Here is a 25,589-nt window from a genome sequence, read left to right as displayed (position 1 = left end):
CTTCCAGGGGGCTCACTCGGCGGACATCAGCAGCGGGTAGCGCGGCTGACCTCCGTCGTACACCACGACGTCGACAGCGGGGTGGTGCTCCTCGACGTACGCCGCGCACCGGGTCGCGAGCGCCCCGTCGCCGTCGCCGGCGCCGCCGACGATCGTGACCAGCTCACCACCGCCGCCGAGGAGCCGCTCGAGAACGTCGGTCGCGACGGCGAACAGGTCCTCCCCGACGACCGCGAAGTCGCCCGCCACGACGCCCAGGACGTCGCCGGGCTCGCACGGGCCGGCCATCGTCATCGCCTGCTTGGCGGCGATCGTGACGGCCCCCTGGCGTGCGTGCCGCGCGGTCGCGGTCATCTCGAGCACGTCCTGGTCGAAGGCCCGACCGGGTTCGTGGACCGCGATCGCGGCCAGGCCGGTGACCTGGGCCTGGGTGGGGATGACGGCCACCCGGACCGCGCCGCCGTGGTCGGCCTCGGCGGTGCGGGCCGCGATCTCCGCGACCCGGACGGAGTCGGCGTCGTTGGGCAGCACGACCACCTCGGCGGCGCCGCAGCCGGTGATCGCCTCCAGCAGCTCGCCGGTCGACGGACGGAGCCCGGGGCCGGCGGAGACGACCACCGCGCCGGCCTCCTCGAAGAGCGCGGCGAGCCCGGGTCCGGCGGCGACCGCGATCACCCGGCGACCGGAGCGCGCGGACACCCGGGCGGCGCCGGCGGCCTCGACCTGCTCGGCGAAGTGCGTGACCCGGACCCGGTGCGGCCGTCCGGCCTCGATGCCGGCCTCGATGGCAGCGCCGACGTCGTCGACGTGGACGTGGACGTTCCAGAGCCCGTCGCCGCCCACGACCACGAGCGAGTCGCCGAGGCCGGCAAGCGTCTCCCGCAGGTCGGCGATGCCGGAGTCGTCGGCGTCGAGGAGGTACATCACCTCGTAGGACGGTCCGTCGGGCGTCAGGTCTCCGGCCGTGGGCTGGATCGGCACCGGGATGTGCCGCGCGCCCAGCGGGGCGGTCACCGGCACCGGCCTTCGGCCGGTCAGGACGGTCTCGGCGGCGTCGAGGATCACGCTGAGCCCGCGACCGCCGGCGTCGACGACGCCGGCATCACGCAGCACTGGCAGCAGGTCGGGCGTGCGGGCGAGGGCCTCGCGCGCCGCGGCGGCCGCCGCGACGAAGACGTCCCGCGAGCGCGCCCCCGGCTCCCCGGCGGCCTTGGCGGCCGCCTCGCCGGCGGCCCGGCTGACCGTGAGGATCGTGCCCTCGACCGGCGTACCGACCGCGGCGTAGCTCGCGTCGGCCGCGCCGACCAGGGCCGCCGCCATCACGGCAGCGCTGCGCTCGTCGGCCTCCGCCTGCACGATGCGGCGGGCGATCGCCCGCAGCATCTCGCTGAGGATGACGCCCGAGTTGCCGCGTGCCCCGAGCAGCGCACCTCGGCCGAAGGCGTCGAGCGCCGGGCCGAGCCCGACCTCGGGGTCCTGCGCCACCACGGCGCGTACGGCGTCGCGCGCGGCCGAGACCGTGAGGTACATGTTCGTGCCGGTGTCGCCGTCCGGCACCGGGTAGACGTTGAGCGCATCGATCTCCTCGCGGGCCTCGGCCAGCGCGTCGGTGGCGACGTCGACGAAGCGCAGCACCACCGCGAGGGTGATGCGACCCTCGATCGGTACTTCCATCATCGCGACCTCGATCGTGGAGAATGGTGCGGGCGGGCTCGGTCGTCCTCGGGAGTCGTCCTCGGAGGAGATGAGTGCCACAGGCTAGTGGCTGGTGCACGATTTCCGCCTCGGCGGCCCGTCGGATACATTTGTTCGGTTGCCCGTTCGCGGGCCCCCTTTCTCAGACCATCGATTCGTTCAGGAGTACCTCGTGGCTGCCGTCTGTGACATCTGCGCCAAGAAGCCGGGCTTCGGCAACAACCGGCCGTGGTCGCGCAAGATCACGAAGCGCCGCTTCGACCCCAACATCCAGCGCGTGCGGGCCACCGTCAACGGCACCCCGAAGCGTCTCAACGTGTGCACCGGCTGCCTCAAGGCCGGGAAGGTCACGCGCTAGCGGTTGCGGCGCAGCCGCCACCGCGTCAGCGCGGGAGATCGAGCAAGGCGTCGCACCGCGAAGCGGGGCGAACCGCCGGGTCGAGATCCAGCAGGGCGAGAGCAGACCGTCACCCATCAGGGTGGCGGTCTTCGTCATTTCAGGTGGCTGTCGGGGCTGAGGCTGCTTCTCGGCTCACCGGGTCTCGAGACGCCGGTCGCGAGCTCCTTCGTCGCTCGCGCGGCTCCTCGACCTTGGCGCTGGATCCAGGCCTTCGCAGGCTCAGGCCTGGGCGCCTAAAAGTGCGTCCAGCCGGTCGGTCCGTCGTACGCCGCGCCGTCGACCGTGACGCCCGAGCCGGCGGAGACCGCGCCGATGACCGCCCAGCCGTCCGGCACCGCCTCGACGGACGGGAAGGTGCCGAGCAGCGCGTGGTCGTCTCCCCCGCCCAGGATGAACTGCATCGGGTCGGCACCGAGCGCCGCGCCCACCGCGTGCAGCGGCTCCGGGACGTCGAAGGCGGAGGCGTGCACGTCGATCGCGACGCCGGAGTCGTCGGCGAGGTGCCCCGCCTCGGCGAGCAGGCCGTCGGACACGTCGATCAGCGAGGTCGCGCCGGCCGCGGCGGCCGCCCGGCCCGCGTCGTACGGCGGCTCCGGGCGCCGGTAGGCCTCGACCAGGACCCGCGGGGAGCGGAAGCCGCGACCGAGCACCGCGAGCCCGCCGGCCGCCCAGCCCTGGCGTCCGCAGAGGGCCAGCACGTCACCGGGACGGGCGCCCGAGCGGAGCACCGGCGACTCCGTGCAGGCGCCGAGCACGGTCACCGCGATCACGACCTGGTCGGCCCGGGTGAGGTCTCCCCCGACGACGCTGGCGCCGACCAGGGCGCACTCGTCGGCGAAGCCGCGCGCGAAGTCGAGCGCCCACTGCACCGGCAGGTCAGCCGGCGCCGCGAGGCCGACCGTCAGCGACGTGGCGCGACCGCCCATCGCGTTGATGTCGGAGAGGTTCTGCGCCGCGGCCCGGTGGCCGACGTCGGCGGCCTCGGCCCAGTCGCGGCGGAAGTGGCGACCCTCGACCATGAGGTCCGTCGAGACGACCACGTGGCCGGTGCGCACCCGCAGCACGGCGGCGTCGTCGCCGGGTCCGACCAGCACCTGCTCGCCCTGCGGGAAGAGGTCGACGATCGCCGAGATCAGTCCGAACTCGCCGGCGTCGGCGAGGGTGGCGTCTGGTGGGAACGACATGGGGCCATCCCACCAGATGCGACAGCGGGTACCGCACGGTAGGTTGGCCGACGGCAGTTGCAGAAGTAGCCGAACCCAGGGAGAGCTCGATGGTCGTCCAGGCGTACATCCTGATCCAGACCGACGTCGGCAAGGCCGCAGAGGTGGCCTCCGCCATCGCGCAGGTCAAGGGCGTGACCCTCGCCGAGGACGTCACCGGCCCGTACGACGTCATCGTGCGCGCCGAGGCCCGCAACGTCGACGAGCTGGGCAAGCTGGTCGTCTCCAAGGTCCAGAACCTCGACGGCATCACCCGCACGCTGACCTGCCCGGTCGTGCACATCTGAGTGCAGACCCGACCGCGTTCGCGACGCCCCGTGTCCCTCCGGACCCGGGGCGTCGTCGCGTGCGCGACCCTGCTGCTGGCGACGGCCTGCCGCAGCGGGCCGCCGGACATCCCGCGGCCGGACCTCCCGAAGGAGGAGGACGCCGCGTGCCGGGCGCTGGTCGCCGACCTGCCCGCCACCCTCGCCGGTGAGGCGTCGGTGGAGGTCACCGGCGCCACGGCGTACGGCGCGGCCTGGGGCGACCCGGCGATCGTGCTGACCTGCGGGGTCGGCGCCGTCGACCTCGACGACGTGCCGAAGTGCGTGGTGGCCGACGGCGTCGGCTGGCTGGTGCCACCCGACGAGGTGGACGGCGACCGGGACGCGACCTTCACCGCCGACGGCTACAGCCCGCGCGTGCAGCTCGAGGTGCCGCGGGACTACCTCCCCGAGCAGGGCGCGAGCGCGCTCGCCGAGCTCGCGGCGCCGATCAAGGCCCACACCACGAAGATGGTGCCCTGCGTCTAGCGCCCTCTAGCGCAGGCCGGTGTCGCGGGCCAGCGCGAGCCGGATCAGCCGGTCCACGAGCGCCGGGTAGTCGACCCCGGACGCGGCCCACATCTGCGGGTACATCGAGGTCGGCGTGAAGCCCGGCATCGTGTTGATCTCGTTGACCACGACCCGGCCGTCGGCGAGCACGAAGAAGTCCACGCGGGCCAGGCCCTCGCAGCCGACGGCCTCGAAGGCCCGCACGGCCAGCCCACGGATCTCGGCGGCGATGTCGTCGGGCAGGTCGGCCGGGATGTCGATCTCGGTGCTCTCGCCGGGCAGGTACTTGGCGGCGAAGTCGTAGAACTCGTGGTCACCGCCGACGCGCAGCTCGGCGGGCAGGCTGGTCTCGGGCGTGCCGTCGAGCGCCTGGAGGACACCACACTCGATCTCGCGGGCATCGACCGCGGCCACCTCGACGAGCACCTTGGGGTCGAACCGGACCGCCTCGGCGATCGCGGCGTCGAGCTCGCCGGCGTCGTGCACCTTGGAGATCCCGAAGCTCGAGCCGCCGCGGGCGGGCTTCACGAACTGGGGGTAGCCGAGCGTCGACGCCCGCTCGCGGCACCCGGCCGGGTCCCGCTCCCACTCGCGCGCCGTCACGGTGACCGACGGGAGGACGGGCAGCCCGGCGGCCGCGAGCACGACCTTCATGTACGCCTTGTCCATGCTGACCGCGGAGGCCAGCACCCCGGCGCCGACGTAGCGGACGCCGGCCATCTCGAGCATCCCCTGGATGGTGCCGTCCTCGCCCCACGGCCCGTGCAGCAGCGGGAAGACCACGTCGACGTCGCCGAGCATGCGCGGCGGCTGCGACGGCTCGGTGACGACCAGTCCGGTCGACGAGGCCTCCGGCGCCAGCGCGATGGTGGCGCGGTCGCCGTCGACGGCGGGGAGCCGGTCCGGTCCCTCGATCCGCAGCCGCTCCGGGTCCCCGGACTCCAGCACCCACCGGCCGTCGGTGGCGATGCCGATCGGCACCACGTCGTACAGCTCGGGGTCGATGGCCGCGAGGACGCTGCCTGCGGTGACGCAGGAGATCGCGTGCTCGCTGGACCGACCTCCGAACACGACGGCGACGCGGGGCTTGCGGGAGGGAGAGTTCATCGGCACGACCCTATCCGGCTAGCGTCGTGCCATGACCGACGACCTGCGGCCCGCCACCATCGCCGTCACGACCGGACGCCCGGCCCACGAGCCGGACCAGCCGCTGAACCAGCCGATCGTGATGGCCTCGACGTACGTCGCGGGTGGCGACCTCGAGTACGGCCGCTACGGCAACCCGACCTGGACGGCGTTCGAGGACACGCTGGGCGCCCTCGAGGGTGGCCGGGCCCTCGCGTTCTCGAGCGGGATGGCCGCCACCACGACGGTGCTGGACCTGGTCGGGCACGATGCACTGGTCATCGCGCCGGCGCACTCCTACACCGGCACGCTGCTGGAGCTCGCCGACCTGGAGAGCCGCGGACGGCTGCGCACCAAGCTGGTCGACATCACCGACACCGAGGCCGTCGTGGGGGCGGTCGAGGACGCGGCGCTGGTGTGGTTCGAGTCGCCCACCAACCCGGCCCTCGAGATCGCCGACGTCGAGGCCATCAGCGCGGCCGCGCACGAGGCGGGTGCGTACGTCGTGGTCGACAACACCTTCGCGACCCCGATCAACCAGCGGCCCCTGACCCTGGGCGCCGACATCGTCGTGCACTCGGCGACGAAGTACCTCGCCGGCCACAGCGACGCCCTGCTCGGCGCGGCCGTGACCGCGAACGACGAGCTCTACGACGTCCTCAAGGGCCGTCGCGACCTGCTCGGCGCCGTACCCGGCACCCTCGAGGCGTGGCTGGCCGCGCGCGGCATCCGCACCCTGCACCTGCGCGTCGAACGGGCGCAACAGAACGCCGCCGAGCTGGTCCGCCGGCTCACGGGCCACCCTGCGGTCAGCGAGGTCCGCTACCCCGGCTTCGGCGGGATCGTCTCGGTCGTGCTGGCCTCCGGCGCGATGGCCGCCGACCTGTTCACGCACCAGACCCGCCTGTGGGTGCATGCGACCTCCCTGGGCGGCGTGGAGTCGACCCTGGAGCGGCGGCGGCGCTGGAAGGCGGAGCCCGCCACGATCCCCGACGGCCTGGTGCGGCTCTCCGTCGGCATCGAGGACGTCGAGGACCTGTGGGCCGACCTCGAGCGGGCGCTCGACAACCTGGTCGAGTAGGTCAGTCCGTCTCGGCCTTCGTGTCGCGGGCGATGAAGGCGTCCATCATCTCGGCCGCGGTCATCCGGCCGTCGACGAGCGCGTCGACGTGGTGCGCGATCGGGGCGTCCACGCCGGTGCGCTCGGCCAGGGCGAGCAGCGAGGAGCAGGACTTCGCGCCCTCGGCGACCTGGCGGGTCGAGGCGTAGATCTCCTCGGTCGTCATGCCCTGCCCGAGCTTCTCGCCGAAGGTCCGGTTGCGCGACAGCGGCGACGAGCACGTGGCGACGAGGTCGCCGAGCCCGGCGAGGCCCATCAGCGTCAGGGGGTTGGCGCCGAGCGCCATCGCGAGCCGCGCGGTCTCGGCGAGGCCGCGGGTGATGAGGGAGGCGGTGGTGTTGTCGCCGAAGCCGAGGCCGACGGCCATGCCCACCGACAGGGCCACGACGTTCTTGTAGGCACCGCCGAGCTCGCAGCCGAGCACGTCGATGCTGGTGTAGGGACGGAACGCCGGCGAGTGGCAGCGCGCCTGGAGCATCTTGGCGACGTCCTCGTCCTCGCAGGCCACCACCGAGGCGGCCGGCTCGCGACGGGCGATCTCCTTCGCCAGGTTGGGGCCGCTGATGACGGCGATCCGCTCGGGGCCGGCCTCGGTGATCTCGGCGATCACCTGGCTCATCCGCTCCAGGGTGCCCAGCTCCACGCCCTTCATCAGCGAGACGAACGTCGCGCCCGGCTCGACGTACGGCGCCCACTGGCTGAGGTTCTCGCGCAGCGACTGCGACGGGGTCGCGAGCACGACGACGTCGGCACCGTGCAGCGCCTTCTCGACGTCGTGGGTGGCCTGGATCGCCGGCGGCAGCTCGACGCCGGGGAGGTAGTCGGCGTTCTCGCGCTGCTCGTTGACCGCCGCAGCGACCTCCTCGCGGCGCGCCCAGAGGGTGACGTCGTTGCCGGCGTCGGCCAGCACGATCGAGAAGGCGGTCCCCCAGGAACCGGCGCCGAAGACCGCGACCTTGCCGCTCATGTGCCATCCTCCGGTGCCGACTTGTTGGGGTTGCCGATCTGCCGTACGCCCTGCTTCTTCATGTCGAAGCGCTCCGCGGGCGCCTGCTCGCCGCGGACCTCCTCGACGAGCGCCGTGATCGCCGCCATGATCCGGTCCGTCGCCTGCTGGATGACGGCCGGCGTCCGCTCCTGGTCGACGAGGTCGGAGAGGTCGACCGGGGTGCCCACCTTCATGGTGATGAGCTTGCGCGGGAAGAGGTCCGGCTTCTTCGCGTACGGCGCGAGGATCTCCTGGGCACCCCACTGGCCGACCGGGATGACCGGGCAACCGGTCTCCAGCGCGATCCGCGCCGCACCCGACTTGCCGGTCATCGGCCAGCCGTCGGGGTCGCGCGTGATGGTGCCTTCCGGGTAGACGACCACGCACTCGCCGTCCCGGACCGCGGCCACGGCGGCGTCGAAGGCGCCCGCGGCGTTCTTGCTCATCCGCTCGACCGGGATCTGGCCGGCCGCGCGCAGGAAGTAGCCGAGCGCCTTGTTCTTGAAGAGACCGGACTTCGCCAGGTAGCGGGGCAGCCGGCCGTGGTCGTAGACGATGTGCGCGGCCGTCAGCGGGTCGACGTGCGAGACGTGGTTGAGCACGAGGATGAAGCCACCGGACTCCGGGATGCGCTCTCCGTCGATCCACTCGTGGGTGGTCGTCGCCACCAGCGCCGAGCGGACGATCGGCTCCGCGATCCACCACGCCCAGCCGCGCTTCTGCGTCTGCTTCCGAACAACCACGTGCGCAGGTTAGTCCACCCGCCTGACAGGATCGGGGCGATGTCCGCCCAGCCCCGCCCCCGCTACGCCGCCCTCGTGCCGGTCAAGCCACCCGCCGTCGGCAAGTCGCGCCTGGCCGGGCTCGGCGACGGCACGTCGCGCCGCCGGCTCGCGGAGTCGTTCGCCCAGGACACGGTGCTCGCGTGCCTGCGGGCCGAGACGGTCGAGCAGGTGCTCGTGGTCACCGACGACGCGCAGTTCTCCTACGTGTTGTCCGCGTTGGGCTGCTCGGCCATCCCGGACGGCGTCTCGGGCGACCTCAACGCGACGCTGCGCCAGGCCGCGGCCGAGGCCCGGCGCCGGTGGCCGGACCTGGTGCCGGTCGCCCTGTGCGCCGACCTGCCCGCCCTCCGGCCCGAGGACCTCGACGAGGTCCTCGCCGCGCTGACCACCGAGCGGCCCAGCTTCGTCCCCGACGCCGCCGGCATCGGCACCACGGTCTACGTCGCCGACCACGACGGCTTCGACCCGCACTTCGGGCCGGGGTCTCGGGCCGCTCACCTCGAGGCAGGGGCGCGCGAGCTGGTCGACGCCCCGGCCTCGGTACGACGCGACGTGGACGAGCCCGCGGACCTGACCGACGCCGTCGCGCTCGGTGTCGGTGCGGCGACGGCCGTGGCCCTGCTCGTCGCGGACGACGCGTCCTGACACGGCAACGGGCCGCCATCCCTGAGGATGACGGCCCGTTGCGATGATGCTGTGCGGGTCAGGCCTTCTTGGCGGTCTTCTTCGCCGGAGCCTTCTTCGCGGGGGCCTTCTTGGCGGGAGCCGCCTTCTTCGCCGGCGCCTTCTTGGCCGCCGCCTTCTTGACCGGCGCGGTCTTCTTGGCGGGAGCCGCCTTCTTCGCCGGAGCCGCCTTCTTCGCCGGCGCCTTCTTGGCAGGAGCCTTCTTCGCCGGCGCCTTCTTGGCAGGAGCCTTCTTCGCCGGCGCCTTCTTGGCGGGAGCCGCCTTCTTCGCCGGAGCCGCCTTCTTGGCGGGAGCCGCCTTCTTCGCCGGAGCCGCCTTCTTGGCCGGAGCGGCCGCCTTCTTGGCAGCGGCGGCAGCCTTCTTCGCGGGGGCCGCAGCCTTCTTCGCCGTGGCGGCGGAGGCCGTCACGGTCAGCTTGGGCAGCTTCTTGGCGCCCGAGACGACGTTCTTGAGGTCGGCGCCGGCGGTGAACTTCGGCACCGCGGTCTTCTTCGCCTTGATCCGTGCGCCGGTCTGCGGGTTGCGCACCCAGCGGGCCTCGCGCACGCGCTTCTCGAAGGACCCGAAGCCGGTGATGGCGACCTTCTCGCCCTTCGCCACCTCCCGCGTGATCGTGTCCAGCACGGACTCGAGGGCGTGCGATGCCGCCTTCTTGTTGCCGTCGAAACGAGACGAGAGTGCCTCGATGAACTCTGACTTGTTCACTGTCTTCCCTTCCAATGAACGCTGTGGTCGAGCCCATGCTCGACTTTCTTCAATGCACGCTAGGTAAACGTGGCGGCACTCACAATCACCACACGGCGTTTTGCGGTGTGTTTTTCGTCGTTCTCGAATTGCACATTCGGCGCCCAGATCCGCTCAGCGACGGGCATTCCGATATCCGCGGGGCGGTGAGACGCAACTGTCGTAAATGCAGTGATGCCGAGAATCCCCAACCAGGGTTGGGGATTCTCGGCATCGACGCGACGTCGGCGTCGCCGTCAGCTTGCGTGCTGCGTCACCGGCTTCCAGCTCGGGCGGGTCGCCTCGAACGCTGCGATGTCGGCGTCGTGGCTCAGCGTGATCCCGATGTCGTCGAGCCCCTCGAGCAGACGCCAGCGCGTGTAGTCGTCGATGTCGAAGGAGTCCTCGATGGCGTCGATGCCCTCACCCGCACGCACGGTGCGGCTCTCGAGGTCGACGGTCACCGTCGCGCCCGGCTGCTCGTCGAGCAGGTCCCAGATGCGCTGCACGACCTTCTCGTCGACCTGCGCGGCCACCAGCCCGGCCTTGCCGGAGTTGCCTCGGAAGATGTCGCCGAAGCGCGGCGAGATGACGGCCTTGAACCCGTAGTTCTGGAGCGCCCAGACCGCGTGCTCGCGTGACGACCCGGTGCCGAAGTCGGGGCCGACCACGAGGACCGAGCCGCCGGCGTACGCCGGGTTGTTGAGCACGAACGTCGCGTCGTTGCGCCACGCGGCGAACAGGCCGTCCTCGAAGCCCGTGCGCGTGACGCGCTTGAGGTACTCGGCCGGGATGATCTGGTCGGTGTCGACGTTGCTGCGCCGCAGCGGCACGCCGACGCCGGTGTGGGTCGTGAACTTGTCCATCAGTTGCTCCCAACGGTGGCGGGCTCGAGGTCGGCCGGGGACGAGAGGGTGCCGCGGATCGCGGTGGCCGCGGCGACCGGCACGGACACCAGGTGGGTGCGACCGCCCTTGCCCTGCCGGCCCTCGAAGTTGCGGTTGGAGGTCGAGGCGGAACGCTCGCCGACCGACAGCGTGTCGGGGTTCATGCCCAGGCACATCGAGCAGCCGGCGCCACGCCACTCGGCGCCCGCCTGCTTGAAGATGATGTCGAGGCCCTCCTCCTCGGCCTGGAGCCGCACGCGCGCGGAGCCCGGGACGACGAGCATGCGGGTGTCGGCGGCGACCTGGTGGCCCTCGATGATCTGGGCGGCGAGCCGCAGGTCCTCGATCCGGCCGTTGGTGCAGGAGCCGACGAAGACGGTGTCGACCTTGATGTCGCGCATCGGCGTACCGGCCTCGAGGCCCATGTAGCGCAGCGCGTTCTCGGCGGCGATCTGGTCCTGGGTGTCCTCGAAGTCCTCGGGACCGGGGACGTTCGCGCCGAGCGGCACGCCCTGGCCGGGGTTGGTGCCCCAGGTGACGAACGGCGTCATGGTGCTCGCCTCGAGCACGATCTCCTTGTCGAAGACCGCGTCGTCGTCGGTGCGCAGCGTCTTCCAGTGCGCGACGGCGGCGTCCCAGTCGGCACCCTTCGGCGCCTCGGGGCGGCCCTCGATGTAGTCGAAGGTCGTCTGGTCGGGGGCGATCATGCCGGCCTTGGCGCCCCACTCGATCGACATGTTGCAGACCGTCATCCGGCCTTCCATCGAGAGCTCCTCGATGGCCTGGCCGCGGTACTCGACGATGTAGCCCTGGCCGCCGCCGGTGCCGGCGTGGGTGATCAGCGCGAGGACCATGTCCTTGCCGGTGACGCCCTCGGGGAGGCTGCCGTTGATGGTGACCGACATGGTCTTGGGCTTGGCCTGCGGCAGCGTCTGGGTGGCGAGCACGTGCTCGACCTCGGAGGTGCCGATGCCGAACGCGATCGCGCCGAACGCGCCGTGCGTGCTGGTGTGGCTGTCGCCGCACACGATGGTCATGCCCGGCTGGGTCAGGCCGAGCTGCGGGCCGACGACGTGGACGATGCCCTGCTCGACGTCGCCGAGCGGGTGCAGGCGGACGCCGAACTCCTCCGCGTTGCGGCGCATGGTCTCGACCTGCGTGCGCGAGACCGGGTCGGCGATCGGCTTGTCCCAGTCGAGCGTCGGGACGTTGTGGTCCTCGGTCGCGAGGGTCAGGTCGGGACGGCGTACCTGCCGGCCGGCGAGGCGGAGCCCGTCGAACGCCTGGGGCGAGGTCACCTCGTGGATGAGGTGGAGATCGATGAAGAGCAGGTCCGGCTCTCCGTCGACGGACCGGACGACGTGCTCGTCCCAGACCTTCTCGGCCAGGGTCTTGCCCATGACTGACTCCCTCAGATATCGGCTCGGTGTTGATCAGTGGTGGATACGTCACAGAGCGTACCGCTTGCATCCCATGATCTGAGACGCCAGTATTGCCATATGGACAACACCAGCGGAGTGGGCGTGCTCGACAAGGCCGCCCTCGTGCTCACCGCCCTCGAGTCCGGACCGGCCACCCTCGCGGGTCTGGTCTCCGGCACCGGCCTGGCCCGGCCGACCGCACACCGTCTGGCCGTCGCCCTCGAGCACCACCGCCTGGTCGCGCGCGACATGCAGGGCCGCTTCGTGCTGGGCCCGCGGCTCGCAGAGCTCTCCGCGGCGGCCGGCGAGGACCGGCTGCTCGCGACAGCCGGGCCGGTGCTCGCGCGGTTGCGCGACATCACCGGTGAGTCCGCGCAGCTCTGGCGCCGCCAGGGCGACCACCGCGTGTGCGTCGCGGCCGCCGAGCGGCCCAGCGGCCTGCGCGACACCATCCCGGTCGGCTCGCAGCTGACGATGCGCGCGGGCTCCGCCGCACAGGTGCTGCTCGCCTGGGAGGACCCGGAGCGCATGCACCGTGGCCTCCAGAACTCCGCGTTCTCCGCCGCCGCGCTGTCCGGCATCCGCCGTCGCGGCTGGGCCCAGTCGGTCGGCGAGCGCGAGCAGGGCGTCGCGTCGGTCTCCGCACCGGTCCGCTCCCCCGGCGGCAAGATCATCGCGGCCGTGTCGGTCTCCGGACCGCTCGAGAGACTCTCGCGCCAGCCCGGCCGGATGCACGCCCCCGCCGTGCTGGCCGCCGCCGAGCGGCTGTCGGAGTCGCTGCGGCGGGCGGCTGCGGATTAGATGCCCTCAGCCTGAGCTCGCGAAGGCTGAGGCTCGGCATCACGGTCGAGTAGCCGCGCGAGTGAGGAACGAGCTCGCGACCGGCGTATCGAGACCCGGTGAGACGAGAGACCACAGGCCGACTGCCGTCTCACCGGGTCTCGATACACGCCGTCGCGACCTCCTTCGTCGGTCGCGGGCGCAGTCGACCTGCTTTGTTCCTCCAGTCGGACTGCTTCGCAGTCCGACTAGAACAAGGCATCCTGCTCCAGCTCGAGGAGGAGCTGCTTGCGCTCGAGGCCGCCGGCGTAGCCGGTGAGGGTGCCGTTGGCCCCGATGACGCGGTGGCACGGGATCACGATCGGGATCGGGTTGCGGCCGTTGGCGAGGCCGACCGCGCGGGAGGCCGCGTTGGTCATGCCGAGCCGGTGCGCGATCTCGCCGTACGACGCGGTCTCACCCCAGGTGACGCCGAGCAGCTGCTCCCAGACCTTGCGCTGGAACGTGGTGCCCTCGGGCGACAGGGGGAGGTCGAACTCCTTGAGGTCGCGGTCGAAGTACGCCGTCAGCTGGCGGACGGCCTCGACCAGGACCGGCTCGGAGTCCGCCTGGGCGCCGCGCACCCGACCATCGGCGTCGTGAAAGGGCGTGAACTCGATCTGGGTGATCGCGCCGTTCTGCTCGACGATGCGCAACGGGCCGATGGGCGAATCCATCACGGTCCACATGTCAGTGCTCCTTCGGGTTCGGCTGAAGAGTAGAGCTGTTCCAGAGGTAGAGCTGGGCGTAGGAGCGCCACGGGCTCCACGCCTCGGCGAGCTGCGCCGCGTCGGCCGGGTCCCGGCCCAGGCCGACGAGCGCGTCGCGGATGCCGATGTCCGTCGGCAGGAAGACGTCCGGGTGGCCGAGCGCGCGCAGCGCGATGTAGTCGGCCGTCCACGGTCCGATGCCGGGCAGCGCCAGCAGTGCGCGTCGTACGTCGTCGCGGTCGGGGCCGCGGTCGAGCGCGATCTCCCCCGAGGCCAGGGCCGCGCAGAGCGCGATCAGGGCGCGGCCCCGGGCGCGCGGCATCGGCAGGTCCTCGGGGTCGAGGGCGGCGAGCGTCGCGGCGTCGGGGAAGAGGTGGGTCAGGCCGTCGACCGGTCGTGCGATCGGCCGGCCGTGCAGAGCTGCGAGCCGGGCGGCGACCGTGCGCGCGCCGGCGACGCTGACCTGCTGGCCGAGCACCGCACGCACCGCGACCTCGTGGCCGTCGACGTGCCCGGGCATCCGCAGCCCCGGCCAGCGGCGCACCAGCGGACCGATCAGCGGGTCGCCGGCGAACGCGTCGCCGACCGCCACCGGGTCGCAGTCGGCATCGAGGAGCCGACGCACGCGCTCGGTGGCCGCACCGATGTCGCGCAGGTCCTCGAGGGCGAAGGACGCGGTCACGAACGCGGTCTGCTGGGGCGCCGGCTCGTCCGGGATCTCCAGCCGGACCGTGCCGGTGCCGTGCGGCAGCGCCAGGGTCCGGGCATACCAACCCTCCCCCGCGGCCTCGACGCCCGGCACCGCACGCAGCGCGAGGAAGTCGAGCAGCTGGCGCCCGGCGTACGGCGTGCGTACGGCGAGCCGCATCACGACCGTGCCGGTGGCCGGCTGTCCGCCGCGGTGCCCGCGGAGCTGGGTCGGCGACGAGGCGTAGACCTCGCGCACCGTGTCGTTGAACTGCCGCACGCTGGAGAAGCCGGCCGCGAACGCGACGTCGGCGTACGTGAGGTCCGTGGTCTCGATGAGGATCCGCGCGGTCTGCGCGCGACGGGCCCGGGCCAGGGCGAGCGGCCCGGCGCCGAGCTCGGCGGTCAGGATCCGGCCGAGGTGGCGCGACGTGTAGCCGACCCGGTCGGCCAGCCCCTCCACGCCCTCCCGGTCGACCACGCCATCGGCGATCAGCCGCATCGCGCGGCCCGCGGCGGTCGCGGCGACGTCCCAGTCGGGGCTGCCCGGCGTCGCGTCCGGCAGGCAGCGCTTGCAGGCGCGGTAGCCGGCGGCCTGGGCCGAGGCCGCGCTCGGGTGGAACGTGACGTTGTGGAAGGCCGGGGTGCGCGCCGGGCACGACGGGCGGCAGTAGATGCCGGTCGTGCGCACCGCGGTGTAGAAGACGCCGTCGAACCGGCGGTCCCGCGACTTCACGGCGCGGTAGCAGGACTCGCCATCCATCTGGGTGGCCATCCGGGTCTCGAGGGTCGAGGGCATGACCCCATCCTCCCCCACGCCACCGACACGATCTGGCGGGAATCGGACACCGCCATTCCTGCTCTTTTCCTGCGTCCCCGTAGGCTGGGCGGAAGTGTCTCGGGGACACCATCCCTAGGAGGACCGGTCTTGGCCAAGGCGACCCGCCACCAACGACGTACCGCGCTGCGGGTCATGATCGCGACCGAGCTGGTCATCGCAATGGTCACCGGTGCGACCGTGGTCTTCGCCTACAACCAGGTGAACAACGGGATCACCGAGGGCGACAAGATCCCCCACCAGGTGGCCCCGCCGGAGGAGAAGCCACTGCCGACGTCCGCGATCAACATCCTGGTGATGGGCTCCGACGCCCGCAACTGCGACGGCTGCGGCATCGACAGCGAGACCGGCGAGGGCGGCTCGGACACCACGATCCTGATCCACGTGGCGAAGGGCCGGAAGTCGGCGTACGGGATCTCGATCCCGCGCGACACCCTCGTCGACCGGCCCGACTGCACCCTCGACGGGAACACGATCCCGGGCCAGGAGGATGCCACCTGGAACGAGGCGTTCGCGCTCGGTGGCCCGGCGTGCACGGTCGCCCAGCTCGAGGCGCTGACCGGGATCTACGTCAACGACTACATCACCATCGACTTCGGCGGCTTCAAGGACATGGTCGACGCGGTGGGTGGCGTCGAGGTCTGCATCCCGGAGGACGTCGACGACGAGGTGGCCCACATCCACTTCGACGCGGGCACCCAGAAGCTCGACGGCGACGAGTCGCTGAAGTACGTGCGGGAGCGGCACTCGACCGCGAACTCCGACCTGGGCCGGATGAAGCGCCAGCAGGCCTTCATCTCCTCGATGCTCAACACGGTGATGTCGGCCGGGACGCTGACGAACCCCCAGAAGGTCTACGACTTCGCGAAGGCCCTCGGCGGATCCATCGAGACGAACCCCGAGATCGCGAGCGTCGGCAAGCTGGTCAAGCTCGCCACCTCGCTGCGCGGGGCCAACCTGGCGCACATCAAGTTCGTGACCGCTCCGACGACCGACTTCCCGGTCGACGACCCCAACTGGGGGCGGCTCCAGCTCACCGACGAGGCCGACGCCCTCTGGGCGAAGGTCAAGAAGGACGAGCCCTTGGGCACGTTCGGCAAGGGCGCGATCAGCGGCAAGAACCAGAGCGGCGACAAGGCGGAGGCCGCCGCGAACGGGCTCTGCTCCTGACGGCTACGCGAGGAACCTCGCGACGTACGGCGCGAACCGCTCGCGCAGCTCGTCGACGTCGAGACCGATGTCCTCGGCCCGGTAGTCGATCGTGCCCAGCCGGCCGCGCTCGTGACCGGCCAGGTAGGCGCCCATCGCCGCCGCGGCCTCCGGAGTCACCGGCTCGCCGGCGAGCTCGTAGACCCGCTCGGCCGTGGCGAGGTCGTCGGCCATGAACTCGTCGAAGCGCACGTCGGTCGAGCGTTCCGCCGGGACCACGTCCCGGTCCCGCACCAGCGAGGTGAGCATCAGGTCGATCCGGTCGCGCCAGTAGCGACCCATCTTGGCGACCGGCACCGGCGCCCGGTGCATCCGCGCGGAGTAGACGACCATCGTCGCCATGGAGACGGTCACCGGCACCGGGTCGCGGTGCGTGACGACGACCGTGAGGCCAGGGAAGACCGCCTCGAGCACCGGCAGCTGTTCGAGGTGCTGGGGTGACTTGAGCAACCACCGGCGCCCACCGCGCTCGTGCTGGAGCACCTGGAGCTGGGTGCGCAGGTAGCGGTAGTGCGGGGTCTGGTCGTGGTCGAGGTAGTAGTCGCGCCAGGCCGGGACCTCCGCGACGGTCTCGAAGAACATCGTCGAGAAGTCGTTGGCCAGGAGCTGGATCTCCTCGTGCACGTGGTCGGTCGTCATCTCGTGCATCAGCGCGAAGTGCGGCATCGCGGCGTTCATGAAGTCGACGGCCAGGTCGGAGCGCGCCCGCCGCGGGTCGGGCTCCACGCCCACCTCGGCGGGCATCGGCAGCGGCTCCATGCTCTCCCAGTAGGGCAGCGTGCGGAACGTCGGTCCGGCCGCGAGCAGGTTGTGCAGGTGCGTCGTACCGGTGCGCGGGAGGCCGGCGATGACCACCGGCGGGACCAGCTCGATCTCGTGGATCTCCGGGTGCCGGGCCAGCCGCTCGGTGAGGAGCAGCCGGTTGCGCAGCATCTGGAGGAGCTGGGAGTAGAGGTTCAGCCGGCCGGGGCCGTCGAGACCGTCGATGTCGCGCATCGCGGCGAGCAGGAGGTCGAGCCGCTCCTCGTAGTCCCGGGCGCCGAAGTCGCTGAACCCCGTCTCCGCCCGTGCCTGCTCGTGCAACGCCGCCGAGTCGAGCGGGCACGCCTCGGCCATCTGGTCCATGAACCCACGGATCTCGGTGATCTCCGGGGAGAACGACGGGTGGTCGAGGTCGACGAGCCGAACGGACATGAGGTGCACCCTTCTGCCGGTGTGACGCCGGTTACGTTACTGTCGGTTTCGTAATGACGACAGCCCCCGGTAGACCACGCGACCGGCGCATCGACCGCGCCGTCCTGGCCGCGACCGCCGAGCTCCTCGTCGAGGTCGGGTACGCCGACCTGACGATCGCCGCGGTCGCGGAACGGGCGCGCACGACGAAGCCGGCGATCTACCGTCGCTGGCGCTCGAAGGCACACCTGGTGCACGAGGCGGCGTTCCCGACCGACGCGGAGCGGGTGCAGGTGCCGTCGACCGGCGCGCTGGACACCGACCTGCGCGCCATGGTGCGCGCCTGTGTCGACGTGTTCGCCCACCCGGTCGCGCGGGCCGCGGTGCCCGGGCTGATCGCGGAGTTCGCCGCGGACCCGACGCTGCACGCGGCGCTCGTCGAGCGGCTCGCGGACGGGCCGCTGGGCACAGCGCGCGAACGGCTCGCCGGTGCCCCCGTCGACCCCGGCTCGGTCATCGAGGCGATGGCCGGCACCACCCTGCTCGCCCTGCTGTTCCGCGGCGACGGCGAGCTCGACGACGACTGGATCGACACCACCACCACCCTCCTCCTGAAAGGCATCGCCCCATGAGTGCAGAGACGTGGGAGTCCACGCAGGCCTGGCACGAGCTGCTCGACGGGCTCAAGGAGCTCGACCAGACCTTCCTCGCCGGAGACCGCGCCGTGTCGGGCGAGCGCGCGGTCGTCGACGGTTACCGGATGCTGACGACGATCCTCGGCGTCGGCCTCGACACCTACCTCTATGCCGACCCGGGCCGCCCGGTCTTCGTCGACACCGTCACGCCGTTCCGCCGCGACCGACGCTGGGGCGGGGACAACACCGACTCCTACTACGCGTACGTCGTGCTCGACCCGACGCGCACCTACCGCGTCCACGGCCACCGTGGCGACAGCGCCTACTTCTCGATCACGATCTACAACGAGCCCTCCCCCGGCGCCTGGTCGGACCGGGTGATCGGCGTCGTCAACGACAGCGACCTGACCTTCGACGCCGACGGCCGCTTCGAGATGGTCTTCGGCCCGGCCCGGCCCGAGGGGTACGACGGTGTCTTCGTCGAGCTCGCCCCCGACGCCGCCGTCGCGCTCACCCGCGACTACCAGATCGACCCGCTGACCGGCGCACGCGTGCAGTGGGATGTCGAGGCCCTCGACGAGCCCGACCCGGTGCGTCGTACCGATGCCGACACCGCGCAGGCGCTGCGCTCGACCCTGAGCTGGATGCGCACGATGTTCTCGATCGTGCCGCTGGCGGTCGGGGTCCGCAACGACGACGAGCGGCACGACCTCGGCCACGAGATCGCCCAGGTCGCGAACACGTTCGGGACGCCGTACCAGGTGCCCGACTTCAACTTCGGCTGGTCGGCCACCGACGCCTGCTACTCCTTCGGCAGCTACGACCTCGAGCCCGACGAGGCGCTGGTCGTCACGCACCGGCCGCCGACCTGCCGGTTCTGGAACGTCATCGTGTGGAACCAGTTCATGGCCGGCCACAACGTCACCGACGGCCGCATCTCGATCAACCACGGCACCGCCGTCCCGAACGCCGACGGCACCGTCACCACGGTGATCGCCCGCTCCCAGCTCGCGCACCCGAACGCGATCAGCACGCTGGACCAGCAGGCCGGCAACCTGGCCTTCCGCTGGTTCCTCGCCGACGCCGTACCCGAGCCGCCGGTCGTCTCGCTCGTGAAGATCGACGAGGCGCCGACCACCATCTCGTAGCCCCGACCGAAGCGCCGGCGCACCGCACCCGTGACAATCACGGCATGACCACGACGATCCTGCGCGGCGGCCGCGTCATCGACCCCGAGGCCGGGACGGAGACGATCGCCGACGTCGTCGTCCGCGACGCGAAGGTCGCCGAGATCTCGGCGACGCCGGTGCTGGAAGCGGACGCGACCGTCGTCGACGTCACCGGGCTCGTCGTCGGGCCCGGTTTCGTGGACCTGCACAGCCACGTGCACTCCATCGCCGGCCAGCGGCTCCAGGCCTTCGACGGCGTGACGACCAACCTGGACCTCGAGGCCGGGCTGATGCCGATCGAGCGGGCGTACGACGAGGCCGCTGCGGCCGGGCGGGTCCTCAACTACGGCTTCTCGGCGTCCTGGTCCGACGCCCGCGGCCAGGTGCTGGCCGGCGTGGTCCCGAACGCCCGGTTCGACAGCTCGACCGACCTGCTGGGCAACCTGGACTGGCAGCGCACGTCGTCACCCGCCGAGCTGGCGGCGTGGCTCGGGCTGCTGGAGCGCGAGCTCGCCGCCGGAGCGCTCGGCATCGGGGTGCTGATGGGCTACGCACCCCGCTCCGACCCGGCGGAGTACCTCGCGGTGGCGCGGCTCGCGGCTGCCGCCGGGGCGCCCACCTTCACGCACGTGCGCGAGCTCGTCGAGGCCGACCCCACCACGCCGGTCGACGGCTCCCGCGAGGTCGCGAACGCGGCCGCGGAGACCGGGGCGGCCATGCACCACTGCCACGTCAACAGCACCTCGCGCCGCCACGTCGACCGGGTGCTCGGCACGCTCGGGGACGCCCGGGCCGCCGGCTCCCGGGTCACCGTCGAGGCCTATCCCTACGGCATGGGCAGCACCAGCGTCGGCGCGTTCTTCCTGGCGCCGGAGCGACTCCCCGCCTGGGGGCTGACGCCGTCGAGCATCGTGCTCGTCGGGACCGGCGAGCGGATCGCCGACGTACGCCGCCTCGAGGAGGTCCGGACGCTCGACCCGGGCGCGACCTGCATCGTGGAGTTCTTCGACGAGCGCGACGAGCGGGACCGCGAGCTGCTCCGCCGGGCGCTCGCCTTCCCGGACGCGATCGTCGCCAGCGACGCGATGCCGCTGGAGTGGCCGGACCACCGTGCCGACACCCGCGAGTGGCCGCTGCCGCCGGGGGCCTCGACGCACCCGCGCACCTCGGGCACCTTTGCCCGCAGCCTGCGGCTGATGGTCCTCGAGCACGGGCTGTGGGACTGGCCCGAGGCCTTCCGGCGCTGCTCCTACCTGCCGGCCCGCGTGCTCGACGACGTCGCGCCGGCGATGCGCGCCAAGGGCCGGCTCGCACCCGGTGCCGACGCCGACCTCGTCGTCCTCGACCCGGCGGCGGTCACGGACCAGGCGACCGTCACGGACCCAATCCGGCCGTCCGCCGGCGTCCGGCACCTGCTCGTCGGCGGCAGCTTCGTGATCCGCGACGGTGGGCTCGACCTCGACGCCTACCCGGGGCGCGCCGTACGCGGCGAGATGCGCTGAGAGCGACAGCACCTGCGGCTTGTCATCAGACTGCAATGCTGCAGTCCGGGGGACTGTCATGTTCCCGCGACACCGTGAGAGGCATGCCACCTCGGGACAAGCGCGTTCGCGCAGCCGCAACGAAACGCATGCGGTCCGGACCTGGAAGCGCGGTTCTCGGGCTGGTCGAGGACGTCGGCGACGCAGACGTGGTCGTCCTGGTGCCGCCGGGCAGCCTGGAGAGCTCGCTGGCTGCTCTGGACCGGCAGCTGGACGCCGCTCTCGGTCTCGCACCGCGAGCGCTGGTGCTCGACATGTCGGCGATCGCTCGGATGTCATCCACGACGATCGCCCAGCTGTTGTGGGCGCGACGGCGCTGTTCGCTCGTCGGCATCGAGGTCCTGCTGCTGAATCCGACGCGACAGTGCCGCGAGGTTCTCGAGCGCATCGATCTGCTGCGGCGTCCTCAGGCGCCGCGTGCCTGACCGGAGACGCATGGGTCGCTGGAGAAGCCGAGACAGGCAGGAGGACGGCGATGGCCGGATGTAGCACAAAAAGCCTTGTCCAGACGAGCATCGCAGGGATGCCGGGCGTCACCAGGTTCGACCTGGAGTGCCATCCTCGACTGGACCACGACGCGTTGGCAGTGACGCGGCGATGGGCCGACGACCGCGCGCTCGGCGCCCGGGGGCGCGAACGACTCGTCTGCCTCACGCTCGCGGCGGTCCAGCACGGTCTGCGCTTCGGACCGACGCGACTCACCATCCTCCTCAGGTGGCTGGACGTCGACCTGGTTCGGCTCGACGTCACCTGGAACGAGTCCGCGACACCTGCGCTCGCGGGCACGGACCCTCACGACGTCGGGGAGGCAGCCCCGATCTTCGACGGCCTCGCGCGGGAATGGGATGTCTCCACCACGGGGACGGGTTGGGGGCAATGGATGATCCTGAGCATCGACTGACCGAAGGCGAGGCAGACCATGACCTTCGAAGACCTGGCGCCGGCCTAGCATGGGAGGGATGCCCCGCACCAGGTACCGGCCACGACTCGCGGTCACGGTGCGTCCATGAGCGCCGGGACGAGCAGGCCCTCGGTCCGACCGGTGGCGGCGCGTGTGCGCGGCGCCCTGCCGTGGTTGCTCCGCTGGCTGGTCTGCGCGGCCGCGGTGGCGCTCATCTCGGCGCCTCTTGCGCTGGAGCGCGCAGTGGAGCAGGCCTCCTTCGAGGATCGGCTCGGCACCTTGCCCGTCGAGGTGCGGCTGGCGCACAACGGCCACACGACGCTCGACACAGGTCTGCTCGGAAAGGTGTACCTGAGTCGCACGTCAAGCGGCGGGCTCGGTGCCGAGCTGCGCTCGACCGGGCCTCCGATCGCAGACGGGACGCTCGCGTCGTACGTGTCGCCGGCGTTCGTCCGCGCCAACACCAGGTTCGTCGACGACCCCGACGGTGTCGCTGCGGCGTACGGCGCGGAGCTGCGCCACCAGGTCCTGAGCACGACCGTCCGACTCACCCTCGCCACGGGTGCGGTCGGCGGCGCGCTGCTGGTGGTCCTCTGGCACCGGACCTCGCGCCGCTCCCGCCGTGCCAGGTGGGTCGTCGTCGGTGCCGTGGTCGTGCTGGGAGCGGGCGCCTCCGTCTCGCTCGCGATGTCGCAGTTCCGCTCCTGGGAGGGCACCCAGCCGATCGGCCGAAGCTACGCACTGCCCCACCACGACGACATCTCCTTCAGCAGCCCGCAGACCCGCGAGATCGCCGAGCAGATCCAGCCGTTCATCGTGAAGAACACGGCGCGGATCAGGGAGCGCGCGACGCGCTACGAGCAGACGGCCGCCACGTCGCTCGACGACGAGCTCGATGCAGGCGCCGACAGCATCGCGCCCCGCGACGGCGAGGTCGTGGTCCTCGCCGAAGCCGACCCCCAGGGCAGCTCGGTGGCCACCGCCGTGCGTCGCGACCTGTACGCCGCCCTGCAGGACCATCTGCCTGAGGGGTCACTGGTCCTGCGCACCATCGCCGGCGACGTCTCCTCGAACGGCACCGTCGCCGAGGCCGGCTTCGTCTCGGGCGAGGCTTCGGCCAGCCCCGGCATCCCCGTGGTCGCGGCCAAGGGCGATCACGACACCGACGTGACCGTCGACCAGCTGCAAGAGGCGGGCGTCGCCGTTCCCGACACCGAGATCGTCGAGGCCGGAGGACTCCGTGTCGCCAGCGCTCGCGATCCGGCGTTCAAGGCCCTCTTCGGCGGGCTCGTGGTCAACGACACCGGGACGACGGAGGCCGACATCGGTGCCGCCCTGCGGTCGTCGGTCGACGGCGAGGATCCGACCGCGGCGTACGACGTCGTGCTGCACCAGCCCCGGGCGGTGGCCGGATACCTGGGGGTCGACCTCGGGGACGTGAAGGCGTCCGCGACGTCCCTGACCACTCCCGTGGACGACGGCATCGCGGACCTGCCACCGGGCATCGTCACCTACGGCCACCTGCACGACCCGGCCGGGCCGTGGGTCGTCTGGAACACCGACACCGACGACGTCACCTGGACCGTGATCACCCAGCTCGGGACGGCCGGGGGCGTCGAGGAGAACCCGACGTTCAACCGTTTCTCCACACCGGTCTCCACTCCTCTCAAGGCGCTCAGCGTCCAGCTGCAGTACGTCGATGCCTCCTCCGGGATGCAGACCGGCCTGGTGCCGATCACGGTCGCGACCGACGGCACGGTCACCATCGGCGACCGGGTGGACCTCGGGCTCCCCTGACGTGCGCCAGGGGCCGTGGTCGGCACGATCGGGACTTCCGGTTCTTTGCAGTCTCATGACATTCCCGGCCCGGACCATCCGCCGCGTCCGACCACGTCCGGGCCAATGAGAGCATGAAGCAATGACTCGGCTCCTGATGCTGGAGGACGACGCTGGCCTGCGTGCGTCCCTGAGGATGGTGCTCGAGGACGAGGGCTATCAGGTGGTCGAGGCGGCCGAGGCGGAGCAGGCTCTGGTCCTCGTGGCCGACCCCGTCGGCTTCGACCTCATGCTGGTGGACCTGATGCTCGGCGGGATGGACGGGTTCTCCTTCATCCAACGCGCACGACCCCAGACACAGGCACCGATCCTCGTGATGAGCGCGCGCGACGGTGTCGAGGACATCGTGGCCGCTCTGGAGGCCGGTGCCGACGACTACGTGACGAAGCCCTTCTTGGTCGAGGAGGTCAAGGCCCGGCTCCGGGCCTGGCTACGGCGTCCCTCCCTGGCCAGCGGCGCACGTGCCGGCACCGAGTCAATCGTGCTCGACTCGCGCGGAGGACGCCTCGTGTTCGACCGGGACGCAGCGAGCCTGACGCGTGGCGAGGACGAGATCCACCTGACCAACACCGAGTTCCGGCTGCTCAGCGTGCTGGTCGACAATGCCGGTCGCGTGCTGAGCCGGGCTTCGCTGCTGGAGCACGTGTGGGAGCGCGGGTTCTTCGGTGACGAGCGCATCGTCGACGTGCACGTCCGGCGGCTCCGCAAGAAGGTGGAGGTCGAGCCGAGCTCGCCCGACCTGCTGGTCACGGTCCGCGGGCTCGGGTACCGGCTGGACGTGCAATGACGATCGTCCCCCGCCGAGGACTGAGGACGTCGGTGACGATCGCCTTCGCCCTCGGCGCGCTGCTGCTGTCTGCCTCGCTCGCCATCGGTACCTACTTCTCGTCGCGGCACTTCCTGGTCGAGCAACGCGAGCGGACTGCCCTGCGCCAGGCCTTCACCGACGGCGCGAGGGTGCGAGACAGCCTGCAGACGTCGGGTGCCCAGGTCGACGAGGTGCTCGGCGCCCTGAGCCCCCCGTCCGGCGCGATCATCTACGTGCGTCGCCGCGGAGAGTGGTACTCCTCGACGCTGGACGGCGCCGGCCCGGCGTTGACCACCGTCGCCCAGCCGGCGGTCGCGGAGGGGACGGTCGGCGTGGGGTGGACCGGGGACACCGACCCACCGTCGATCGTGGTCGGGATTCCGCTGCCGGCCGTGGATGCCGAGTACTACGAGGTCTCAGCCGCCGAGGAGCTCGACCGCACGCTGTGGACCCTGGGCGCGGCCCTGGCTGCCTGCGCCGCCGTCACGACACTCGCTGGAGCGGGCGTCGGTCGGCTCGTCAGCCGCCGAGTGCTCGCGCCCTTGCAGGACGTCACGTCCGCGGCGGTACGGGTCTCGGCGGGCGACATGTCCACCCGCCTCGACACCACCGAGGACCCGGACCTCGCCGCCCTCGTAGGCTCCTTCAACCACATGGTCGACGCCTTGCATCGCCGCATCCAGCGGGATGCCCGGTTCGCCGCAGACGTCAGCCACGAGCTGCGGACGCCGGTCACCACCCTGACCACCAGCCTGAGCCTGCTCGAGCACAGCCCCGATCTGTCACCGCGGACCGAGCGCGCTGTGCAGCTGATGGCCGACGAGCTCGATCGCTTTCGTCGCGCCCTGGAGGACCTCCTGGCCCTCGGCAAGCTCGACGCTGGTCGCGACGAGACCCACCGCGCGCACGTCGCCGTCACGGAGCTCGTCGCCCAGGCACTCAAGACTGCCGGCCACGCCCCGGACCTGGCCACCAGGCAACCGGCCGGGGACGACGGGGTCTGGGTGCATGTGGACCGACTGCAGATGCTCCGTGCCATGACCAACCTCTTCCGGAACGCCGACCTCCACGGTGGCGGCCTGACCGGTGTCACCGTCCACGTCGGCGCCGGCGTCGGCGGTGACGTCGTCGACGTCCGGGTCGAGGACCAAGGCCCCGGCGTTCCTGTGGCAGACCGCATCCGGATCTTCGAACGGTTCGCGCGCGCCGGAGGGCACAAGGACGGCACCGGGAGCGGTCTCGGGCTCAGCATCGTGGAGCAGACCGTACGAGCCCATGGAGGCGACGTCTGGTGCGCCGACGGCCTGGCCGGCGGGGCGGTGTTCGTCGTCAGGCTGCCGATCGTCGACGGGCCCGAGCGATGAGGGGCCCGACAAACTCCACAGCACGGACGGCA

Annotated in this window: 26 protein-coding genes; 15 read left to right on the top strand and 11 right to left on the bottom strand. The window is 71.7% G+C overall.

Translation table 11 applies throughout. The features are described from left to right. Window positions 1-12: 12 nt before the first annotated feature. Entirely contained in the window at window positions 13-1,674 is a 1,662-nt protein-coding gene (locus ACFPYL_RS09675; RefSeq protein WP_379153335.1) for a DAK2 domain-containing protein, read from the bottom strand. A 193-nt stretch (window positions 1,675-1,867) separates the two neighbouring features. Here ACFPYL_RS09675 and rpmB point away from each other — a divergent pair, with 193 nt between their 5' ends. After that, a complete protein-coding gene (gene rpmB / locus ACFPYL_RS09670) occupies window positions 1,868-2,053 on the top strand; it encodes a 50S ribosomal protein L28 (RefSeq protein ID WP_011756723.1) in 186 nt (61 codons plus the stop codon). 275 nt (window positions 2,054-2,328) lie between these two features. Here rpmB and ACFPYL_RS09665 read toward each other — a convergent pair whose 3' ends face one another. Beyond that, window positions 2,329-3,279 (bottom strand): thiamine-phosphate kinase, encoded by a 951-nt coding sequence (locus tag ACFPYL_RS09665; protein WP_379153333.1) that lies wholly within the window; start codon window positions 3,277-3,279, stop codon window positions 2,329-2,331. Between the two features lie 89 nt (window positions 3,280-3,368). Between ACFPYL_RS09665 and ACFPYL_RS09660 the strand changes: the two genes are divergently transcribed. Then, a complete protein-coding gene (locus ACFPYL_RS09660) occupies window positions 3,369-3,605 on the top strand; it encodes an Lrp/AsnC family transcriptional regulator (RefSeq protein WP_056149245.1) in 237 nt (78 codons plus the stop codon). Between the two features lie 30 nt (window positions 3,606-3,635). Next, a complete protein-coding gene (locus ACFPYL_RS09655; protein ID WP_379153331.1) occupies window positions 3,636-4,112 on the top strand; it encodes a DUF3515 domain-containing protein in 477 nt (158 codons plus the stop codon). Window positions 4,113-4,118: 6 nt separating this feature from the next. Here the strand turns inward: ACFPYL_RS09655 and ACFPYL_RS09650 are convergent, their stop codons facing one another. Continuing rightward, the gene (locus ACFPYL_RS09650; RefSeq protein WP_379153329.1) at window positions 4,119-5,240 is read right to left on the bottom strand and encodes a D-alanine--D-alanine ligase family protein; all 1,122 of its coding nucleotides are present in this window, start codon (window positions 5,238-5,240) and stop codon (window positions 4,119-4,121) included. 31 nt (window positions 5,241-5,271) lie between these two features. Here ACFPYL_RS09650 and ACFPYL_RS09645 point away from each other — a divergent pair, with 31 nt between their 5' ends. Then, complete coding sequence (locus ACFPYL_RS09645) at window positions 5,272-6,339, top strand: trans-sulfuration enzyme family protein (RefSeq protein ID WP_379153327.1); 1,068 nt, start codon at window positions 5,272-5,274, stop codon at window positions 6,337-6,339. Between the two features lies 1 nt (window position 6,340). On the opposite strand, the gene ACFPYL_RS09640 is transcribed toward ACFPYL_RS09645, so the two are convergent. After that, the gene (locus tag ACFPYL_RS09640) at window positions 6,341-7,345 is read right to left on the bottom strand and encodes an NAD(P)H-dependent glycerol-3-phosphate dehydrogenase (protein WP_379153325.1); all 1,005 of its coding nucleotides are present in this window, start codon (window positions 7,343-7,345) and stop codon (window positions 6,341-6,343) included. Then, window positions 7,342-8,109, bottom strand: a complete 768-nt coding sequence (locus ACFPYL_RS09635; protein WP_379153323.1) for a lysophospholipid acyltransferase family protein — start codon at window positions 8,107-8,109, stop codon at window positions 7,342-7,344. The genes ACFPYL_RS09640 and ACFPYL_RS09635 overlap by 4 nt, the downstream gene beginning before the upstream one ends. A 39-nt stretch (window positions 8,110-8,148) precedes the next feature. Between ACFPYL_RS09635 and cofC the strand changes: the two genes are divergently transcribed. After that, window positions 8,149-8,796, top strand: coding sequence for a 2-phospho-L-lactate guanylyltransferase (cofC, locus tag ACFPYL_RS09630; protein WP_379153321.1), 648 nt, complete (start codon window positions 8,149-8,151; stop codon window positions 8,794-8,796). Between the two features lie 58 nt (window positions 8,797-8,854). Here cofC and ACFPYL_RS09625 read toward each other — a convergent pair whose 3' ends face one another. The 3 genes from ACFPYL_RS09625 to leuC all read right to left on the bottom strand — a co-directional run bounded on the left by ACFPYL_RS09625 (window position 8,855) and on the right by leuC (window position 11,846). Continuing rightward, window positions 8,855-9,541: an HU family DNA-binding protein gene (locus ACFPYL_RS09625; protein WP_379153319.1), complete on the bottom strand. Its 687-nt coding sequence runs from the start codon at window positions 9,539-9,541 to the stop codon at window positions 8,855-8,857. Between the two features lie 275 nt (window positions 9,542-9,816). Further along, window positions 9,817-10,425: a 3-isopropylmalate dehydratase small subunit gene (gene leuD / locus ACFPYL_RS09620; protein ID WP_379153317.1), complete on the bottom strand. Its 609-nt coding sequence runs from the start codon at window positions 10,423-10,425 to the stop codon at window positions 9,817-9,819. After that, complete coding sequence (gene leuC, locus ACFPYL_RS09615) at window positions 10,425-11,846, bottom strand: 3-isopropylmalate dehydratase large subunit (RefSeq protein WP_379153316.1); 1,422 nt, start codon at window positions 11,844-11,846, stop codon at window positions 10,425-10,427. The genes leuD and leuC overlap by 1 nt, the downstream gene beginning before the upstream one ends. A 99-nt stretch (window positions 11,847-11,945) precedes the next feature. Between leuC and ACFPYL_RS09610 the strand changes: the two genes are divergently transcribed. Further along, on the top strand, window positions 11,946-12,668 hold the full coding sequence (locus ACFPYL_RS09610; protein ID WP_379153314.1) for an IclR family transcriptional regulator: 723 nt from the start codon (window positions 11,946-11,948) through the stop codon (window positions 12,666-12,668). Between the two features lie 227 nt (window positions 12,669-12,895). Here the strand turns inward: ACFPYL_RS09610 and ACFPYL_RS09605 are convergent, their stop codons facing one another. Beyond that, complete coding sequence (locus tag ACFPYL_RS09605; protein WP_379153312.1) at window positions 12,896-13,363, bottom strand: methylated-DNA--[protein]-cysteine S-methyltransferase; 468 nt, start codon at window positions 13,361-13,363, stop codon at window positions 12,896-12,898. Between the two features lie 13 nt (window positions 13,364-13,376). Next, window positions 13,377-14,882 (bottom strand): AlkA N-terminal domain-containing protein, encoded by a 1,506-nt coding sequence (locus ACFPYL_RS09600; RefSeq protein ID WP_379153310.1) that lies wholly within the window; start codon window positions 14,880-14,882, stop codon window positions 13,377-13,379. 129 nt (window positions 14,883-15,011) lie between these two features. On the opposite strand from ACFPYL_RS09600, the gene ACFPYL_RS09595 reads away from it, so the two are divergent. Beyond that, window positions 15,012-16,091 carry an LCP family protein gene (locus tag ACFPYL_RS09595; RefSeq protein WP_379153308.1) on the top strand — a complete coding sequence of 360 codons (1,080 nt, stop codon included), beginning with the start codon at window positions 15,012-15,014 and terminating at the stop codon, window positions 16,089-16,091. 3 nt (window positions 16,092-16,094) lie between these two features. Here ACFPYL_RS09595 and ACFPYL_RS09590 read toward each other — a convergent pair whose 3' ends face one another. Next, window positions 16,095-17,324 (bottom strand): sulfotransferase family protein, encoded by a 1,230-nt coding sequence (locus tag ACFPYL_RS09590; RefSeq protein WP_379153306.1) that lies wholly within the window; start codon window positions 17,322-17,324, stop codon window positions 16,095-16,097. Window positions 17,325-17,377: 53 nt separating this feature from the next. Here ACFPYL_RS09590 and ACFPYL_RS09585 point away from each other — a divergent pair, with 53 nt between their 5' ends. The 8 genes from ACFPYL_RS09585 to ACFPYL_RS09550 all read left to right on the top strand — a co-directional run bounded on the left by ACFPYL_RS09585 (window position 17,378) and on the right by ACFPYL_RS09550 (window position 25,557). Beyond that, window positions 17,378-17,935, top strand: a complete 558-nt coding sequence (locus tag ACFPYL_RS09585; RefSeq protein ID WP_379153304.1) for a TetR/AcrR family transcriptional regulator — start codon at window positions 17,378-17,380, stop codon at window positions 17,933-17,935. Then, on the top strand, window positions 17,932-19,086 hold the full coding sequence (locus ACFPYL_RS09580; protein ID WP_379153302.1) for a DUF1214 domain-containing protein: 1,155 nt from the start codon (window positions 17,932-17,934) through the stop codon (window positions 19,084-19,086). Before ACFPYL_RS09585 ends, ACFPYL_RS09580 begins: the two co-directional genes overlap by 4 nt. A 44-nt stretch (window positions 19,087-19,130) precedes the next feature. Continuing rightward, window positions 19,131-20,609 (top strand): amidohydrolase family protein, encoded by a 1,479-nt coding sequence (locus ACFPYL_RS09575; RefSeq protein ID WP_379153300.1) that lies wholly within the window; start codon window positions 19,131-19,133, stop codon window positions 20,607-20,609. Between the two features lie 188 nt (window positions 20,610-20,797). Next, on the top strand, window positions 20,798-21,073 hold the full coding sequence (locus ACFPYL_RS09570; RefSeq protein WP_379153298.1) for an STAS domain-containing protein: 276 nt from the start codon (window positions 20,798-20,800) through the stop codon (window positions 21,071-21,073). Window positions 21,074-21,171: 98 nt separating this feature from the next. Next, entirely contained in the window at window positions 21,172-21,549 is a 378-nt protein-coding gene (locus tag ACFPYL_RS09565) for a hypothetical protein (RefSeq protein ID WP_379153296.1), read from the top strand. A 105-nt stretch (window positions 21,550-21,654) separates the two neighbouring features. After that, a complete protein-coding gene (locus tag ACFPYL_RS09560) occupies window positions 21,655-23,346 on the top strand; it encodes a hypothetical protein (RefSeq protein ID WP_379153294.1) in 1,692 nt (563 codons plus the stop codon). A gap of 121 nt (window positions 23,347-23,467) precedes the next feature. After that, window positions 23,468-24,172: a response regulator transcription factor gene (locus tag ACFPYL_RS09555; protein ID WP_379153292.1), complete on the top strand. Its 705-nt coding sequence runs from the start codon at window positions 23,468-23,470 to the stop codon at window positions 24,170-24,172. Between the two features lie 32 nt (window positions 24,173-24,204). Continuing rightward, window positions 24,205-25,557, top strand: coding sequence for a sensor histidine kinase (locus ACFPYL_RS09550; protein ID WP_379153290.1), 1,353 nt, complete (start codon window positions 24,205-24,207; stop codon window positions 25,555-25,557). Window positions 25,558-25,589: the final 32 nt, after the last annotated feature.

It is taken from the genome of Nocardioides hankookensis (assembly GCF_042658885.1).
In the GTDB taxonomy this organism is placed as follows: domain Bacteria; phylum Actinomycetota; class Actinomycetes; order Propionibacteriales; family Nocardioidaceae; genus Nocardioides; species Nocardioides hankookensis.
The sequence above is the reverse complement of the archived record's forward strand: the minus strand, read 5'-3'. Positions and strand labels throughout refer to the sequence as shown.